Source organism: Aedoeadaptatus urinae (assembly GCF_900155585.1).
GTDB lineage: Bacteria > Bacillota > Clostridia > Tissierellales > Peptoniphilaceae > Aedoeadaptatus > Aedoeadaptatus urinae.
The window spans coordinates 14,394-29,188 of sequence record NZ_LT707416.1 but is presented as its reverse complement, the minus strand read 5'-3'; the positions used below and the strand labels follow the sequence as shown (position 1 = coordinate 29,188).

Here is a 14,795-nt window from a genome sequence, read left to right as displayed (position 1 = left end):
ATTAGATTTTACCTACCAGGTCCAGACCCGGCGTAAGGGTGGCGTCCGCTTCGCTTTCCCACTTGGCGGGGCAAGCTTCGCCCGGGTGTTCGGCGACGTATTTGGCTGCCTTGACCTTGTTAATATTGACATTGGCTTTTCTGCCGATGCCGTCGGCGTTGATTTCAATGGTTTGAATCACATTGTCCGGATCGATGACCAGGGTGGCGCGATGAGCCTTGCCCGAATCGTCGAGGAGGCCGAGTTCTCCGGTCAATTCTTTATTGGAATCGCCGATCATGGTGTATTTGATCTTGCCGATGGCTTCGGAATGATCGTGCCATGCCTTGTGAACGAAGTGGGTGTCCACGGAAACCGAATACACTTCGGCGCCCAGGGATTTTAATTCGTCGTAAGATTCCTGCATATCTTCGAGCTCCGTGGGGCAAACAAAGGTAAAGTCGGCGGGGTAGAAGATTAGAACGGTGTAAGAGCCCTTCAAGTCTTCGTTGGACACCGTTACGAATTCGTCCTTCGCCGGATTATAAGCGTCGAGTTTAAACTCGGGTAATGTTTTTCCTATTAAAGCCATAATTTTCTCCTTATATTTCCTAAAAATCAAACTGCATCCTACTAATGATAATTATAATCAATTCATCGGGCAAAGTCAAACAGGGGACCACTCTTTAGCCGCTGACTTTTTTCAATTCTTCCACCATATTCAAGCCCTTAATCTTCCTGCGTCCCAATGCCTGAGCCGCGGCAAAGACGGCGAGGTCCAAGGCGTAGATCGCAACATAGCTCTTGGCGGCGAAGTGGGGCTCCATGTAGACGGAAAGCTTCGATACGGACAGGGCGAAGAGGTAGCGCACCAGAGGATCAAAGAGAGGCAGGCTCAGGGGATAAAAAAGCGCCACGGCGACACCTAAGCCCAAGAGATAGACGGATGCCACTTCCCCGTCTCCGTAGCCGAAAATTTTCAGGTAGCAAATATCCTTTTGAGATTTTTCCAAAATCAGCTTGCTTACGGTATAGACCAGAGTGAAATAGAAAACTATGGCCAAAATACGGGTGGTAAGCAGGGCACTGTCGAAATTTTCTAAAAAGGCCTCCAGGTAATCGCCGATCTTTGCGCGGTCGATGGTGGTAAGAAGTCGGTCGTCGTCCACATGCAGGGGCTTTTGAGACCAATAGAGATTGAAATTCCCTGCGTCCTTGTCGATAAATTTATTCAGTGCCTCCATGGGCATTAGGGCCTGGACGGAATGAATGTCGTAGGCTACGGCGGCGATTTTTAATTTCCTGTATTCCTTTTTGCCGGGAAGTTTTACTTCGATGGTGTCGCCGATTTTTAGGTCGTCCCGTTTGGCGAGGCCTGTAGAGATCACCACCTCGTCGGCCTTCATGGTCGTGGGCAGATCCTTGTCGTAGGCCGTATTCTTGTCCGGGCCAAGCAGATTCAGATCACTTTTTTCGCCGTCCTTTTTGTAATCCATAGTAAGGCTCAGGCCCTTGTCGGCGTCAACGTCGGGATCCGGCGCCTTCACCATGTAGGTGTAGCTGTACTTCATGTCCCGCTTGATCGAGTCCGCGTAGTCGTCGAACATGGGGCCCATGGCCATGGAGAAGAGAAGGAGTACATTGCCCACGAACATGCCGAAGAAAAGGGCGAGAATATTTAATCGGTTTTCCCCCAGGATCCGCAGACGGGCGGCGCGCAAAAGGGAAAGGCCCTCCAGAGACGGTGCGCTCTTTCTTTTTTTGTGGTAAAATTCCCGCCGCAAAAAGCGGAGCGGCGACAGGCGGAAGTAGCGCATAAGAAGCAGGCGGTTGACAAGCCATACGATGCCCAAGGGAATTAGGGTGGTGATGGCGAAGGCCTTCAGCGAAAGAACGGGCACAAAGGGCGGCAGGTTATAGGAGGTATAGTAAAGGCCGGCGTACAGCTCGTAGCCCTTCACATAGGCGATTATATTGCCCGCCACCCCGGCGAAAATCGTGAGGCAGGTGGGGACCAGGCTGTAGTGGCGTATCAGGGCTTTCGTCTCGTAGCCCATGGAAAGGAGGGTACCGATCACCGGCGCCTCTTCCCGCAACAGACCTCGGGTTTGCAGGGCGCTGATAAAGCCCAGGGAAATAAACAGAAGCACCATGGTGATCACCATCATCGGTACATCGCCGCCCATGTCGTCGATAAAGTATTGGATGCAGCGATTGTCGTAAGTGGTGGTGGCGCCGAGAAGGGGACCCGAGCTTTGTGCATCGGAGAGAATGTCTTCGAATTTGTCTCGCGCCGCATCCTCCGACAGGCGAGTGTGATTTCTGTAGGCGTAGAGGTAATTAGTTTTTTCCTTCAGGGAATCGAAGGCCTCTTTCGTCACGAAGGCCACGGAAAAATGCTTCGTGTCCATGGCCAGATCTCCTTGGGTTTTTAAAATGGTGGAGTAATCCGGCGTGGTCACCAGGGCCGTAATCACATAATCGTCGCCGTCGAGGATGAGCCGGTCGCCGACCTTAAGCTCGCTCGCTTTGGCCAAGTTGGCTGCGATGGCCACCTCATTTTTCTTTTCCGGCAGACGGCCGGCGTGAATGGCGGCGGTATTGATCTTGTCCCGATTGACGAAGGTACGAAGTATTTTTCCCCGGGAATCGTCATCGCCGGGGATGCGGAAGCTGACGTCCTTGTAAAAATTTTCCGCGAGATCCAAATCCCTTTTCTCTATGGCCTCCTTCGCCTCTTTTGTTAAAGGATCCGCCATAAGAAATTGACCGTCCTCCACCTTGTTTTCCCGAAGGCCCCGGTAATAAATGGGCTTAATGGAATTTTGGCTGATGAAAAAGGACGAGATGAATGCCACGGTGAGAAGTGAGATGAAAAACAGAGGCAAATAGGTGCCGGGCTTTTTAAAAAACAGCCGAGGTATTCGTCGATGAATGGGGTTTTTCATTACCATTGCACCTCCTCGGCGGAGAGGATGTGTTTATTTTCTTCATAGGACTTCAAGGCGCCGTCGTGAAGGCGGAGAACCACTCCGCACATAGAGGCGATGGCCTCGTTGTGGGTGGCGATAATCACCGTGGTTCTGTACTTTCGATTCAGATCCTCGATTAAATGCAAGACGGCCTTGGCGCTTTCGTAGTCCAAGGCGCCGGTGGGCTCGTCGCAAATAAAGAGGGAGGGCTTTTTCGCCATGGCACGGGCGATGGACACCCGTTGGGCCTGGCCGCCGGAAATTTCCGAGGGAAACTTATGTAGCTGATCGTCGATGCCCAGCTCCTCGGCTAAGGCGTCCACATCCAGGGGATCGTCGGAAAGGTAGGCGCCGGTCAGAATATTTTCCCGAACGGTTAAATTTTCCACCAGATTATAAAATTGAAAGACGAAGCCCAGCTGCTTTCTGCGGTAGCGCTCCAGCTCTTTTTTATTCATCGGCGCCAGGTGATTGCCCGCCACGGTAATGTCGCCCTCATCCATGGTTTCGATGCCGCCTAAAATATTCAGCAAGGTGGACTTCCCCGAGCCGGAAGGGCCCAAGAGACATGCCATGCATCCGTCGGGCAAGGTAAAGCTGACGTCCTTTAAAACGTGGAGCCGTTGATCTTTCGTGCCGTAGCTTTTATGTAAATGGTCGATGGTAATCATAGGAGCCTCCTTTTGATTGATATTATTTATCAAGTTTATTCTATGCTCGGAAGCTCCCTTTGTCTATAAAATTATTGCCGGCTCATATAAACTTTGATTTTTATTTTGCGCGAAAAAATCCCCTCGCCTTTGCGAGGGGAAGGGTTTATTGACTTCTGTCGCCCATGGACAGGTATTTTTTTCTGGAGTTTAAGTGGACGTAGGCCGGGCGAATGATCTTCTTGTCTTGGACCTGCTCCAAGCGGTGGGCACACCAGCCCGCCATGCGCGCCGTGGCGAAGAGGGGGGTGTAGAGATCCCGGGGGATGCCCAGCATTTGATACACCAGGCCCGAGTACAGGTCGATATTGGCGGTGAGGGGATAGCTGGTGCCGTTTCGCTCTTGAAGGAGTCGTCCGCCGATGTCTTCCACAAGGCGAATGAAATTGTATTGATCGCTGTAGCCCTTTTCTTCGGCGAGAGCCTTGGCCTGTTCCTTTAAGAGCTCCGCCCGCGGGTCGCTTAAGGTATAGACGGCGTGACCGATCCCGTAGATCAGGCCCTTTTCGTCGAAGGCATGGCCGCCTAAAATCCGGCGCAGGTAATCTTCGATATCGTTTTCATTGTGAATGTCCCGCACATTGGATGCGATATCGTCCAGCATGGCGGAGCACATGAGATTGGCGCCCCCGTGGCGAGGCCCCTTCAAAGAGCCCAGGGCCGTGACGATGGCGCTGTACGTATCCGTGCCCGAGGAGGAGACAACGTGGGTGGCGAAGGTGGAGTTGTTCCCGCCCCCGTGTTCCGCGTGAAGCACGAGCATCAGGTCTAAAATCTTGGCCTCGGCGTCGGTGTAGTCGGAATTTTTTCGGATCAAGGATAGAATCATTTCCGCCGTGGACATGTCGCTGTCCGGGTAGTGGATGACCAAACTGTCCCCGTCGATGTAGTGCTTCTTGGCTTGGTAGTTGTAGGCCATAATCAGCGGCGTCTTGGCGAGAAGGCTCACGCTTTGGCGAAGCACATTGGCCGTGGAGGTGCCGTCGGGATCCGCGTCGTAGGAATAGAGGCACAGGGTGGAGCGCATCATTTTGTTCATGACGTCGCGGCCCGGTACCTTTAGAATCGTGTCCTCTAAGTAATTTTTCGGCAGATTGCGCTCTTCCCGCAAAAGGCCCTTAAAGAAATTCAAATCCTTTTTCGAGGGCAGGTTGCCGAAGAGCAGGGTATAGGCGATTTCCTCGTAGCCGAAGCGATTGGTTTCCTTAAAATCCTTTACCATGTCCTTCACGGAGTAGCCGCGGTAGAGGAGATCCCCTTCGATGGGAATTTTTTTGCCGTCGATTTTTTCGTAACCGGTGACGTAGCCGATGCGGGTAATGCCGACGAGCACGCCGGTGCCGTCGGAGTCGCGCAAGCCGTGCTTCACATTGTACTTGGCATAGAGCTCGCGATTGATCGTATCCCGCTTCGAGATTATTTCCGCCAAGTCGTCTAAGCGGGGATCCATTTTTTGATTAAGCATCTCACACCTACTATCTTTCTATTAGGGCGTGCACATACGCCTCGGTACTTAGCTTGCCGCCGAGATCCGCCGTGCGCGTCTCGGGATCGGACAGGACGTCGTAAATGGCGCGGCGAATTTTTTCAGCCGATTCGCCTTCGCCTATGTCGTCGAGCATGAGACAGGCGCTTAAAAGCATGGCCGTGGGATTAGCGATGCCCTTGCCCTGAATGTCCGGGGCCGAGCCGTGGACGGATTCGTAAATGGCCATGTCCCTGCCCTTGTTCACGCCGGGAATCATGCCCAGGCCGCCGATGAGGCCGGCGCCTAAATCGGAGAGGATGTCGCCGTAAAGGTTTTCCGTGACGATAACATCGAACTGCGCCGGATTCATGACCATCTGCATGGCCATATTGTCCACGAGGATTTCCTTCATGGGCACGGAATAGTCCTTGGCCACCTCCCGGGCCACGTCTAAAAACAAACCGTCCGTGGCCTTCATAATATTGGCCTTGGTCACCACGGCCACGGATCGGCGTTTATTGGCCTCGGCGTAGTCGAAGGCCGCTCGGATGATCCGCTCCGATTTGTCCCGGGTAATGATTTTAATGGAGTGGGCCTCGTTTTCTGAGATCACTTCCTCCACGCCGGCGTAGAGATCCTCCGTGTTCTCCCGGAAGAGAACCATGTCCACGTCGTCGAACCTCATGGGCAGATTCGCCGCAGGCTTGATGGGGCGAATGTTTTGGTAGAGATCGTATTTTTTTCGAAGCTCCACATTCAGGCTCCTGAAGCCGTGGCCGATGGGAGTGGTAATGGGGCCTTTTAAGGCGATTTTATTTTTCTCCAGGGATTCGAAGAGGGCGTCGGGGAGATAGGTGCCTTCTCTTTCAAAGACCGCCTTGCCCGCGTTCACCTCTTCGAAGCTCACCGGGACCTTCATGGCCTCGAAGACCTGCTTGACCGCCTCGGCGATTTCCGGGCCGATGCCGTCGCCGGGAATAAGCGTCACGGTTTTCATTTCGCGGCCCTCCTGTTCTTCGTGTAGTTCAAATAGCCGCCTTCCAGCAGCATGGCCCTTTCACGCTCGCTGAAGTCGCCGACGAGCTCAATATCGTCGTCTCCCGCCTTCATAATGAAGCGGCCGCTTTCCACGGAGGCCTTTAAATCCTTCATGGCGATAGTTTCGCCTTCGACTAATTTATCGTAATCGGCGGGATTTTTAAAGACCAGGGGAAGAATGCCCATATTGATTAAATTGGAGCGGTGGATGCGGGCGAAGCTTTTCGCCACGATGGCCTTTACGCCCAGGTACAGGGGCAAGAGGGCCGCGTGCTCCCGGCTGGAGCCTTGGCCGTAGTTGTCGCCGCCGACGACGATGCCGCCGTCGTGCTTTTCCGCACGGTCCTTAAAGTCGTCCACTAGGGTGGAGAAGGCGTGCTTGGAAAGCTCGGGGATGTTGCTCCGGTAGGGCAAGAGCTTTGCCGTAGAGGGGCAGATGTCGTCGGTGGTTACATTGTCCGAGGCCTTGAGGAGAATGGTTTTTTCAAAGGCATCCTCCAAGGGACGGGCGATGGGGAAGGGCTTAATATTCGGGCCCATCTTCACATCCTTCGGCCGCTGAGATTTTTCCTTGGGATAGATCAGGTAATTGGTGGCGTGCTCGTAGCGATCGGGCTCTTCCACCGCCGTGACCTCATCGGGGGTGGTAATGTAGCCGGCGATGGCGGATGCGGCGCAGGTTTCGGGACCGGCGAGATAAATCCTCGCATCCTTCGTGCCGCTTCTGCCCTTAAAGTTTCTGTTAAAGGAGCGCAGGCTCACGGCGCCGGATTTAGGTGCCTGCCCCATGCCGATACAGGGGCCGCAGGCGCTTTCCAAAATGCGGGCGCCGGCTTCGATCATAATGGCCAGGGCGCCGTTTTTCGACAGGGCCTCCAATATAGTGGCGCTGCCGGGGGAGATAACCAGGCTCACGTCCTCGTGAACCTTCTTGCCCTTTAAGATCTGAGCCACCTTCATCATGTCCGTGTAGGAGGAATTGGTGCAGCTGCCGATAGCCACCTGATCCACCTTGACCTTGCCCAGGTCCCTTACCCTTTCGTATTGATCGGGCAGGTGGGGCTTGGCTACGGCGGGCTCGATGTCGGAAAGATTGATGTCCAATACTTCGTCGTAGGCCGCATCCTCCGTGGCGGCGAGGGGCACGAAAACCTCCTCGCGGCCGTGGCGCTTCAAAAAGGCCCGGGTCACCTCGTCGGAGGGGAAGACGGAGGTGGTGGCGCCCAGCTCCGCCCCCATATTGCAAATGGTGGCCCGGTCCGTGACGGAAAGATTCTTGACGCCGTCGCCGGAATATTCCACGATGTAGCCCGTGCCGCCCTTGACGGTCTTTTTACCTAGGATGGCGAGGATCACGTCCTTGGCGTTGACGCCGGGCTTTAGCTTGCCGCTGAGGCGTACGTTCAGCACCTTGGGCACCTTCAGGAAGTAGAAGCCGCTTGCCATGGCCACGGCCACGTCCAAGCCGCCGGCGCCGATGGCGAGAGCGCCAAGCCCACCCGCCGTGGGGGTGTGGGAGTCGCTGCCCACCAAGGTCTTGCCCGGTGCGGCGAATTGCTCCAGCTGCACCTGGTGGCAGATGCCGCCGCCGGGCTTGGAGAAGACCAGGCCGTATTTGGCCGCCGCCGATTGAATAAATTCGTGGTCGTCGGGATTTTCAAAGCCCGTTTGCAGCATATTGTGGTCTATGTAAGCCACGGAAAGCTCCGTTTGAATGGCGTCGATGTCCATGGCTTCCAACTGCAAGTACACCATGGTGCCCGTGGAGTCCTGGGTCAGGGTCTGATCTATTTTTATTTTGATCTCTTCTCCGGCGCGGAGCTCACCCTCCAATAAATGGCTTTCGAGTAATCGGTACGCGATGCTTGTCATATTACCTCCTCATTGCGGTCAAGGAAACGACAATGCCGTTTTTAAATTCATATAGTCGTCATTACTAACAGTATACCCGTTCTTACTTTAAAAAGGTAGAGTGTTCCGAAAGTAGATTGTATATTTAATCGCCGAGTTTTGCAAATAAAAAAGCGACGCCGGGCGCCGCCTTTTTATATAAGGGAGTAAGAAATGAAAACTGAACGGGATCGCAAGTCCCTTCCTATTTCCATCATCAGTATAGGGCCCCAATGTTTTTCCGGCGTTGTCCTTTTGTAAAAAGGAAATTAAATTACGCCAGGGGCGCGTCCGTGGGCACCTTCTTTTCAAAATAACGGATGTGGGTAAAGCCAAGACTCAGCAAATAATCCTTCGCCGACGAAAAATCCCGGCCGATGTGCTCCGACCTGTGGGCGTCGGAGGAGAGGCAGATGTTTTTTCCTCCGAGATCTCTGTAAAGGGCGAGGATTTCTTTTTTCGGATTGCCGTAGCTCAGGCCCTTGTACTTGCCCGCCGTGTTGTATTCCAAAACCAAATCCCGCCGAATTAAAAATTCCAGCACCGCCGCCACCTGATCCCGGTAAAAGGCAAAGGGCGGAATGGCGGATTTGTCCGGCACGTAGCGGTCCAAGTAATCCACGTGGCCCAAGACGTGGAAGCCCGATGTGTTTTCCACGGCGGCCACCATGGCGTCGTAATAGGCCTTATAATAGGAGCGTAAATCCCCGGCGCTGTTTCTCATGGCGGAGGCCACGTCCTTATCGTCTAAGGTGTGGAGGGAGCCGATAAAAAAATCGAAGCGATCGTCGGTCATGGCATCCTCGATCCAATCATTTTTCTTTAAATTAAAGCCCATTTCCGCGCCGAGGAGCAGTCGGATTTTATTTTTGTAGCGCGCCTTTAAGGGAAGAAGGGTCAGGAAGTACTCGTCGAAGTCGAAGGTATTGTCCAAGGGGCCGTCCACCCGGTCGATGTGATCCGTAAAGGCCAGGCCGTCGAGGCCGGCATCGACGGCCGCGAGAATATTTTCCTCGCAGTCGGCATTGGAGTCGAAGGAAAAGCGGGTGTGGCTGTGTGAATCGATGAGCAAGGGATTCTCCTTTCCGAATGAGAATTTTAATGAATAATGCATATTTTTTCAAAGCTTGGGTACATGTACAATAGTAACTTATATTTTGGAGGTTGACTATGATATTTGATTTTGGAAGAAGAGAACGCGAACGCTATTTAAGAGAAGAACGGGCTCGTAAATTTGCCTTAGGTGCCTTCGTCGGTGCCGCAGCCGGTCTTTTATTTGCTCCTCAAAGCGGCAAAAAGACCCGCGAGGATATCGCCGATCGATCCAGAGAATTGGCAGAAAACGCCAAGGACGTGGCATTAGACACGGCAGACGAATTATCCGTCCGCGCCTATGAAGCACAACAAGCTGTTCAAGATACCTATGACGACTTAAAACTTCGCGCCGCCATTAAGGCCGACGAGGTTCGCGACGATGCGGAAATCGCAAAAGCCAAGGCCAAAGCCATCGGTGAAATCGTCCGCGAAGAAGGCACCAATGTGAAGGCCGAATTAAAGGATTCCGCCAAGGCCATCGGAGACGCCGCCAAGGAAGTAGGCGAAGAAGCCAAGGATCAAGCGAAAGAGGCAAAGAATCAAGTGGAAGACAGTGCCGACAAGATCGCTAAAGCAGCAAAGGATGCCGAAAAGAAATCCGAAAAGGTAGTAAAAGACGAAAAGAAAAACAAGTAGAGCACGGAGGTCACAATGGACACCATGATTAATTTACACGACCTCTTGCGCTTTTTACTTTATCTTGCGGGAATCGGGGCACTGGTCTTTTTAATGATCACCCTGAAAAACGTCGCCGGCATTTTAAAGGTCGTCAAGACAAAATTGGAGGCCCACGAAGCCGTCATCGACGATACCATGCAAAAGCTTCCGACGATTACGGATAATGTCACCATTATCTCGTCCAACGCATCGCGTCTGACCACCGAAGCCACGGAAATGGTAGAAGTGGTAAAGCCGGAGGTAGAAAAGATTGCGGCAACGGTAGGCGATGTCACAGGCACCGTCGACAGCGTGGCGCGCACCGTGGACCAAACGTCCTTAAAATTAAAAAACACCGCCGATGTGGTATCCGATTCCATTTCGGACACGGCAAAGACCATTTCTTTCAACGCCAACAATGTCGTAGATTACTTCTACATTATGCGCGAGGTGCTGGAGGCTTTGCGGGATGTATTGAGCACGCGGTAACAGAAAACGAAAGAAGCGGCTTCGGCCGCTTTTTTTATTGCCCGAAACGACGCCTCAAGTATAAATGAAGGTCGTTAGAAAAAAATAAAAGCCGTGTAAAAAAGCGTACCTTAAACATTGCCGGGCGAGAAAAAAACAAACGCTTGCCGATTATTTTGAAAAACACCGTTTCGGGAAAATCCATTTTATTTTCCCGATCATTACCCTTTGCCGCGGAGGAAATCGGGCGAGAAGGAGAAAAAACGCGTCGAGCATCCTTCGCTCTGTCTTCCGCCACCTGTTTTCCCGGAAAAATTTTCCGAAGGCGTTTTGTGTTAAAAATTTGATTTCCTCTTTGTGGTATCGTTCGCCATGGCGTATAATAAGGAGACGGAGGTAGTTAATGAAAAAGATTAAGATCATCGCCAATCCTTCCAGCGGCAGGGAAGGGGCCGTGGAGATCATAAAAAAGCTCATCGTTCCCTTTTCCTCAAAGGGCACATCCGTATTACTTAACTTTACGCAAAAAGCGGGAGATGCACGGGCCTTTGCCGCCACCGACGACGGGGAGGACTGCATCATCTCCATGGGCGGCGACGGCACACTCAACGAGGTGGTCTCCGGGCTTTACGATGCAAAAAGAGAAACGCCTCTGGCCATTTACCCGGCGGGCACGGTCAACGACTTTGCCGAGTCCATGGGCATCCCCAAGGATCCCTACGACTTTTATACCATGGTGGTTTACGGGAAGAAGAGCGCAGTGGACATCGGCCTTTGCGGCGACAGTGCCTTTATTAACGTCTGTGCCGTCGGCGCCTTTTCCGAAATCGGCTACAGCGTTCCCGACGAGGCGAAATCCGCCGTGGGCAGGCTTGCCTATTACGCCGAGGGCTTTCGCATGTTTCGCGAGAAGGATTTTTTAAAAAACGGCTTCGACGTCCACATCGATTGCGACGGCGAGCATATCGACACGAAGGCGATGATGGTCATGGTATCCAATTCCAACAGCGTCGGCGGCTTTGCGAAAATCTCTCCCGAAGCCGATGTCAGAGACGGCCTGCTGGAGCTGACGGTCATCGAAGAGATGAGCATGGCCAAGGTCTTTGAGCTGTTTCGCACCATCGGCATGGGAAAGCATCTCGATCACGATCATTTCATTTATCGCCACGGAAAAAAGATTACGCTGCGTGCAGACAAAGCCATGCACGTGGACATTGACGGCGAAAAGGGTCCCTGCCTGCCACAAACCATTGAAGTGGTGCCGGGCGCCGTTCAACTCATTACAAAATAGGAGGATTTTATGGCATCGACCATTAAAGATGTAGCAAAAATGGCGGACGTGTCCATTTCCACGGTTTCCCGCGTGATTAACGACTCCAAGCCCGTGAGCCCCGAGGCTCGCCGGCGCGTGCTGCACGCCATCGGCGTCTTGGACTATAAGCCCAACGAGGTGGCGCGGAGTCTGGTCACGAAGAAGAGCAATATTATCGGCGTCATCGTTTCCGATATCGGCAACCAATACGTCTCCCAGGTCCTTCGCGGCGTGGAAGAAATCGGGCGCATGTATAATTACGACATTCTCCTCTCCTCGTCCTACGACGATCCCGAAATCGAAATCAAATTTGCCAATCTCTTCAGCCAAAAGCAAGTGGAAGGGATCATTATTATTTCGGAAATTTTAAATCAAAAGCTCCTCTACAAGCTGGACGAATTTAAAATTCCCTGCGTCGTCATCAATCGCTTCTACAATGTGGACGAGGCGCCCACGGTGACCATTAACAACAAGGCGGCGTCCTACAACATGACCGACTACCTGATCAATTTAGGTCACCAATCCATCGGCTACGTGGCCATGCGAAAGGACATGGACCGCACCAACGAAAAATACAAGATTCGCGGCTACCGCGACGCCATGCGGGCGGCGGGGCTGAAGCCCTCCATCCTTTACTCCGAGGGCCTGGAAGAAAAAGATGCCCTGGAGCTGTTTGAGGAACACGAGGAAGAGCTGAGAGGCGGCAAGTACTCCGTTCTCTTCTGCAGCCAAGACCTCATGGCCATCCATCTCATGAACGTCATGCGGGATCACGGCATGAGCATCCCCGACGACATGTCCTTCGCCGGCTTCGGCGGAAGTGCCCTGTCGGATATTTACCGTCCCAAGCTCACCACGGTGAAGGAGCCCTATTACGATATCGGCGCCGTGGCCATTCGCAAGCTCTTTAAAATGCTGGACAAGAAAAATCCGGACAAGGGCGAGGAAATGATTCTCCTGCCCGTGGAAATTATTAAGCGACAAAGCGTGGTAGACTTAAATCACAAAAAATAGTGGTTAAAAGACAGAACACCCCCACATATGGTGGAAAATCGGTTATAATGGAAATAGCAGATAATTGATTGATTCATATAGATAAGGAGTATTTCCATTGAAAAAACTCGCTGTGAGTTTGGTCTGTTGTCTCGCGCTCACCGGCTGCGGCTCTTCCGTCAGCTACAGCGCCGAGGAGCCGGTTGCCGAAGCAAAACAGAACCAAGCGGTGGAATCGAGGCAAGAGGGCAGACATTTATTAAAAGACGGCAGCTATGTCTCCGCCGGGCGGGGCATGCAGGGCGACATTCAAGTGGAGCTGCGTGTTCGTGACGGCTTTATCGATCGCGTCAATGTAGTCGAACATAATGAAAACGTCGGTGTCTCGGAGGATGCCTTCGATCGTTTGGAGGATGAGGTCCTTCGAAAGCAATCGGCGGATGTGGATACGGTCTCCGGTGCCACGGAAGCATCCTACGGCTTTATGGAAGCGGTAAGAAATTGCATTCGACAAGCGGAATAGGAGGCCTTAATGAAACTTTCACAGTATTACTTACCTACCCTGCGGGAAGCCCCGGCAGATGCCCGCACCGAAGCCCACAAGTGGATGCTTCGCTCCGGCATGGCTCGGGAAGTAGGCGTCGGGCTCTATTCCCTATTGCCCTATGGCCTGGCTTTGTCGGAAGCCATCGAAAAGCGTTTAGAGGATGAATTTTTCGAGGGCGGGCTCCCCGTGGCTTTGTGCGCCCTTCAACCCCGCACCCTGTGGGAGCGAAGCGGTCGCTGGGACAGCTACGGCAGCGCCATGTATAAGGTGGCGGATCGCACCAACCGCCAGGCGGTACTGGCGCCGGAATCCGAGGAAGCCTTCCTGTCCTTCGTCGACGGAGAGCTGAAGAGCTACAAGCAGCTTCCCCTCTTTTTATACGAAAAAGCCAATCGCTACAGCGACGTGCAAAAGCCCGGATTGGGCCTCGCCGACGGGCGCGGCATGCGCGTTGTGGACGGCATGCGCTTCGACGGCGACGAAGAGGCGGCACAGGCCTTTTTTGACGAAGCGAAGAGCCGGGCGGAAAAGCTTTTGAACGACCTGGGCATCGATTTTTGCGTCGTGGATCAAGACGATTACATCATCTATTACGCTACGGCGGATAATTATAAAGACAGCGTGGCCCTGGACGGAGCTGCGGCCTTTTTAATGGACGAAGCTCCCATTCGCTACCCGGTTCCCGAAGGACAGGAGCCGAAAGAGGCGGAGGACATTCACACCCCCGATGCCCGCACCATTAAAGATTTAAGCGACATGATCGGCGTAGAACCCGCCCGCTGTACGAAAGCGGTGGATCTGCGTATCGATGGCGAGCCCGTCTTCGTCTTCGTGCCCGGCGATCGGGATCTGAATCAAAAGAAGCTCGAAAAATACTTAGGCGTCGACGCCGATCAAATCGACATGCTCGACGAAGAGACCATTTTGGAAATGGGTACCTTCCCCGGTTTTACCGGGCCCGTGGGTCTCGGGGATAAGGCGCGGATCATTGTGGACCGCTCCGTCACCTTTATCGACAATATGGTGGTGGGCGCCAACAAGGAAGACTACCATAAAAAAAACGTCAACTACGGCCGGGATTTCGAAGGCGAAATCGCCGAAGACCTCTTGGACGTGCGCGAAGGGGATCTGTCCCCCTCGGGCGATGCCTACGAATTTACCACGGCCTTTGAAGTGGCGCGGATCAGAAAGCCCTCCACGGCCTTTTCCGAAGCCATGAACGTGCGCTTCTTAAACGACGAAGGCAAGGAAGCCCCCTATATTATAGGCGGAGCCACCTGGCGCACCGGCGCCCTCCTGGCGGCCCTCTTGGAAAACCATCGGGACGACGACGGACCGGCCTTCCCCCTTCACATCGGCCCCTTCGACGTGGCCCTTACCGTGGTCAATGTGAAAAAAGAAGAGCAGGTGGCCCTGGCCGATAAGCTTTACAACGCCCTTCGTGATGAAGGCATCGGCGTCCTCTGCGACGACCGCAACGAGCGTGCCGGCGTCAAATTTAAAGACCGCGACCTTTTAGGCATTCCGCTGCAGCTCACCGTAGGCAAGGAAGCCGCGGAAGGCGTCGTGGAATTTAAACGCCGCGGCGGCGACATGGAAAAGCTTCCGGCGGAAGATGCCCTTCGCCGCATCGTGGAACTAATAAACGAATAGCAAAAGACCTCGC

The 14,795-nt window shown here is 53.3% G+C and carries 14 protein-coding genes; 6 read left to right on the top strand and 8 right to left on the bottom strand.

The window, feature by feature from the left end; translation table 11 throughout:
* Window position 1: 1 nt before the first annotated feature.
* The 7 genes from ahpC to BQ7397_RS01060 form a co-directional block, all read right to left on the bottom strand.
* Entirely contained in the window at window positions 2-571 is a 570-nt protein-coding gene (gene ahpC / locus BQ7397_RS01090; RefSeq protein ID WP_077074351.1) for an alkyl hydroperoxide reductase subunit C, read from the bottom strand.
* A 94-nt stretch (window positions 572-665) separates the two neighbouring features.
* Window positions 666-2,933: an ABC transporter permease family protein gene (locus tag BQ7397_RS01085; protein ID WP_077074350.1), complete on the bottom strand. Its 2,268-nt coding sequence runs from the start codon at window positions 2,931-2,933 to the stop codon at window positions 666-668.
* Window positions 2,927-3,622 carry an ABC transporter ATP-binding protein gene (locus BQ7397_RS01080; protein ID WP_077074349.1) on the bottom strand — a complete coding sequence of 232 codons (696 nt, stop codon included), beginning with the start codon at window positions 3,620-3,622 and terminating at the stop codon, window positions 2,927-2,929. Before BQ7397_RS01080 ends, BQ7397_RS01085 begins: the two co-directional genes overlap by 7 nt.
* Before the next feature lie 145 nt (window positions 3,623-3,767).
* Window positions 3,768-5,126: a citrate synthase gene (locus BQ7397_RS01075; protein WP_077074348.1), complete on the bottom strand. Its 1,359-nt coding sequence runs from the start codon at window positions 5,124-5,126 to the stop codon at window positions 3,768-3,770.
* Window positions 5,127-5,136: 10 nt separating this feature from the next.
* The gene (locus BQ7397_RS01070; protein ID WP_077074347.1) at window positions 5,137-6,126 is read right to left on the bottom strand and encodes an isocitrate/isopropylmalate dehydrogenase family protein; all 990 of its coding nucleotides are present in this window, start codon (window positions 6,124-6,126) and stop codon (window positions 5,137-5,139) included.
* A complete protein-coding gene (locus BQ7397_RS01065) occupies window positions 6,123-8,039 on the bottom strand; it encodes an aconitate hydratase (RefSeq protein ID WP_077074346.1) in 1,917 nt (638 codons plus the stop codon). The genes BQ7397_RS01070 and BQ7397_RS01065 overlap by 4 nt, the downstream gene beginning before the upstream one ends.
* 292 nt (window positions 8,040-8,331) lie before the next feature.
* Window positions 8,332-9,129: a histidinol-phosphatase HisJ family protein gene (locus BQ7397_RS01060; protein ID WP_159435149.1), complete on the bottom strand. Its 798-nt coding sequence runs from the start codon at window positions 9,127-9,129 to the stop codon at window positions 8,332-8,334.
* Between the two features lie 98 nt (window positions 9,130-9,227).
* Here BQ7397_RS01060 and BQ7397_RS01055 point away from each other — a divergent pair, with 98 nt between their 5' ends.
* Both BQ7397_RS01055 and BQ7397_RS01050 read left to right on the top strand, forming a co-directional pair.
* A complete protein-coding gene (locus BQ7397_RS01055; RefSeq protein WP_077074344.1) occupies window positions 9,228-9,788 on the top strand; it encodes a YtxH domain-containing protein in 561 nt (186 codons plus the stop codon).
* Window positions 9,789-9,803: 15 nt separating this feature from the next.
* A complete protein-coding gene (locus BQ7397_RS01050) occupies window positions 9,804-10,298 on the top strand; it encodes a hypothetical protein (RefSeq protein WP_077074343.1) in 495 nt (164 codons plus the stop codon).
* Window positions 10,299-10,332: 34 nt separating this feature from the next.
* Here the strand turns inward: BQ7397_RS01050 and BQ7397_RS01045 are convergent, their stop codons facing one another.
* Complete coding sequence (locus BQ7397_RS01045) at window positions 10,333-10,575, bottom strand: hypothetical protein (protein ID WP_077074342.1); 243 nt, start codon at window positions 10,573-10,575, stop codon at window positions 10,333-10,335.
* Between the two features lie 105 nt (window positions 10,576-10,680).
* Between BQ7397_RS01045 and BQ7397_RS01040 the strand changes: the two genes are divergently transcribed.
* The 4 genes from BQ7397_RS01040 to proS all read left to right on the top strand — a co-directional run bounded on the left by BQ7397_RS01040 (window position 10,681) and on the right by proS (window position 14,782).
* The gene (locus BQ7397_RS01040) at window positions 10,681-11,568 is read left to right on the top strand and encodes a diacylglycerol/lipid kinase family protein (protein ID WP_077074341.1); all 888 of its coding nucleotides are present in this window, start codon (window positions 10,681-10,683) and stop codon (window positions 11,566-11,568) included.
* Between the two features lie 9 nt (window positions 11,569-11,577).
* Window positions 11,578-12,603 carry a LacI family DNA-binding transcriptional regulator gene (locus tag BQ7397_RS01035; protein WP_077074340.1) on the top strand — a complete coding sequence of 342 codons (1,026 nt, stop codon included), beginning with the start codon at window positions 11,578-11,580 and terminating at the stop codon, window positions 12,601-12,603.
* Window positions 12,604-12,700: 97 nt separating this feature from the next.
* A complete protein-coding gene (locus BQ7397_RS01030) occupies window positions 12,701-13,105 on the top strand; it encodes an FMN-binding protein (protein ID WP_077074339.1) in 405 nt (134 codons plus the stop codon).
* 9 nt (window positions 13,106-13,114) lie between these two features.
* A complete protein-coding gene (gene proS / locus BQ7397_RS01025) occupies window positions 13,115-14,782 on the top strand; it encodes a proline--tRNA ligase (RefSeq protein ID WP_077074338.1) in 1,668 nt (555 codons plus the stop codon).
* Window positions 14,783-14,795 lie beyond the last annotated feature (13 nt).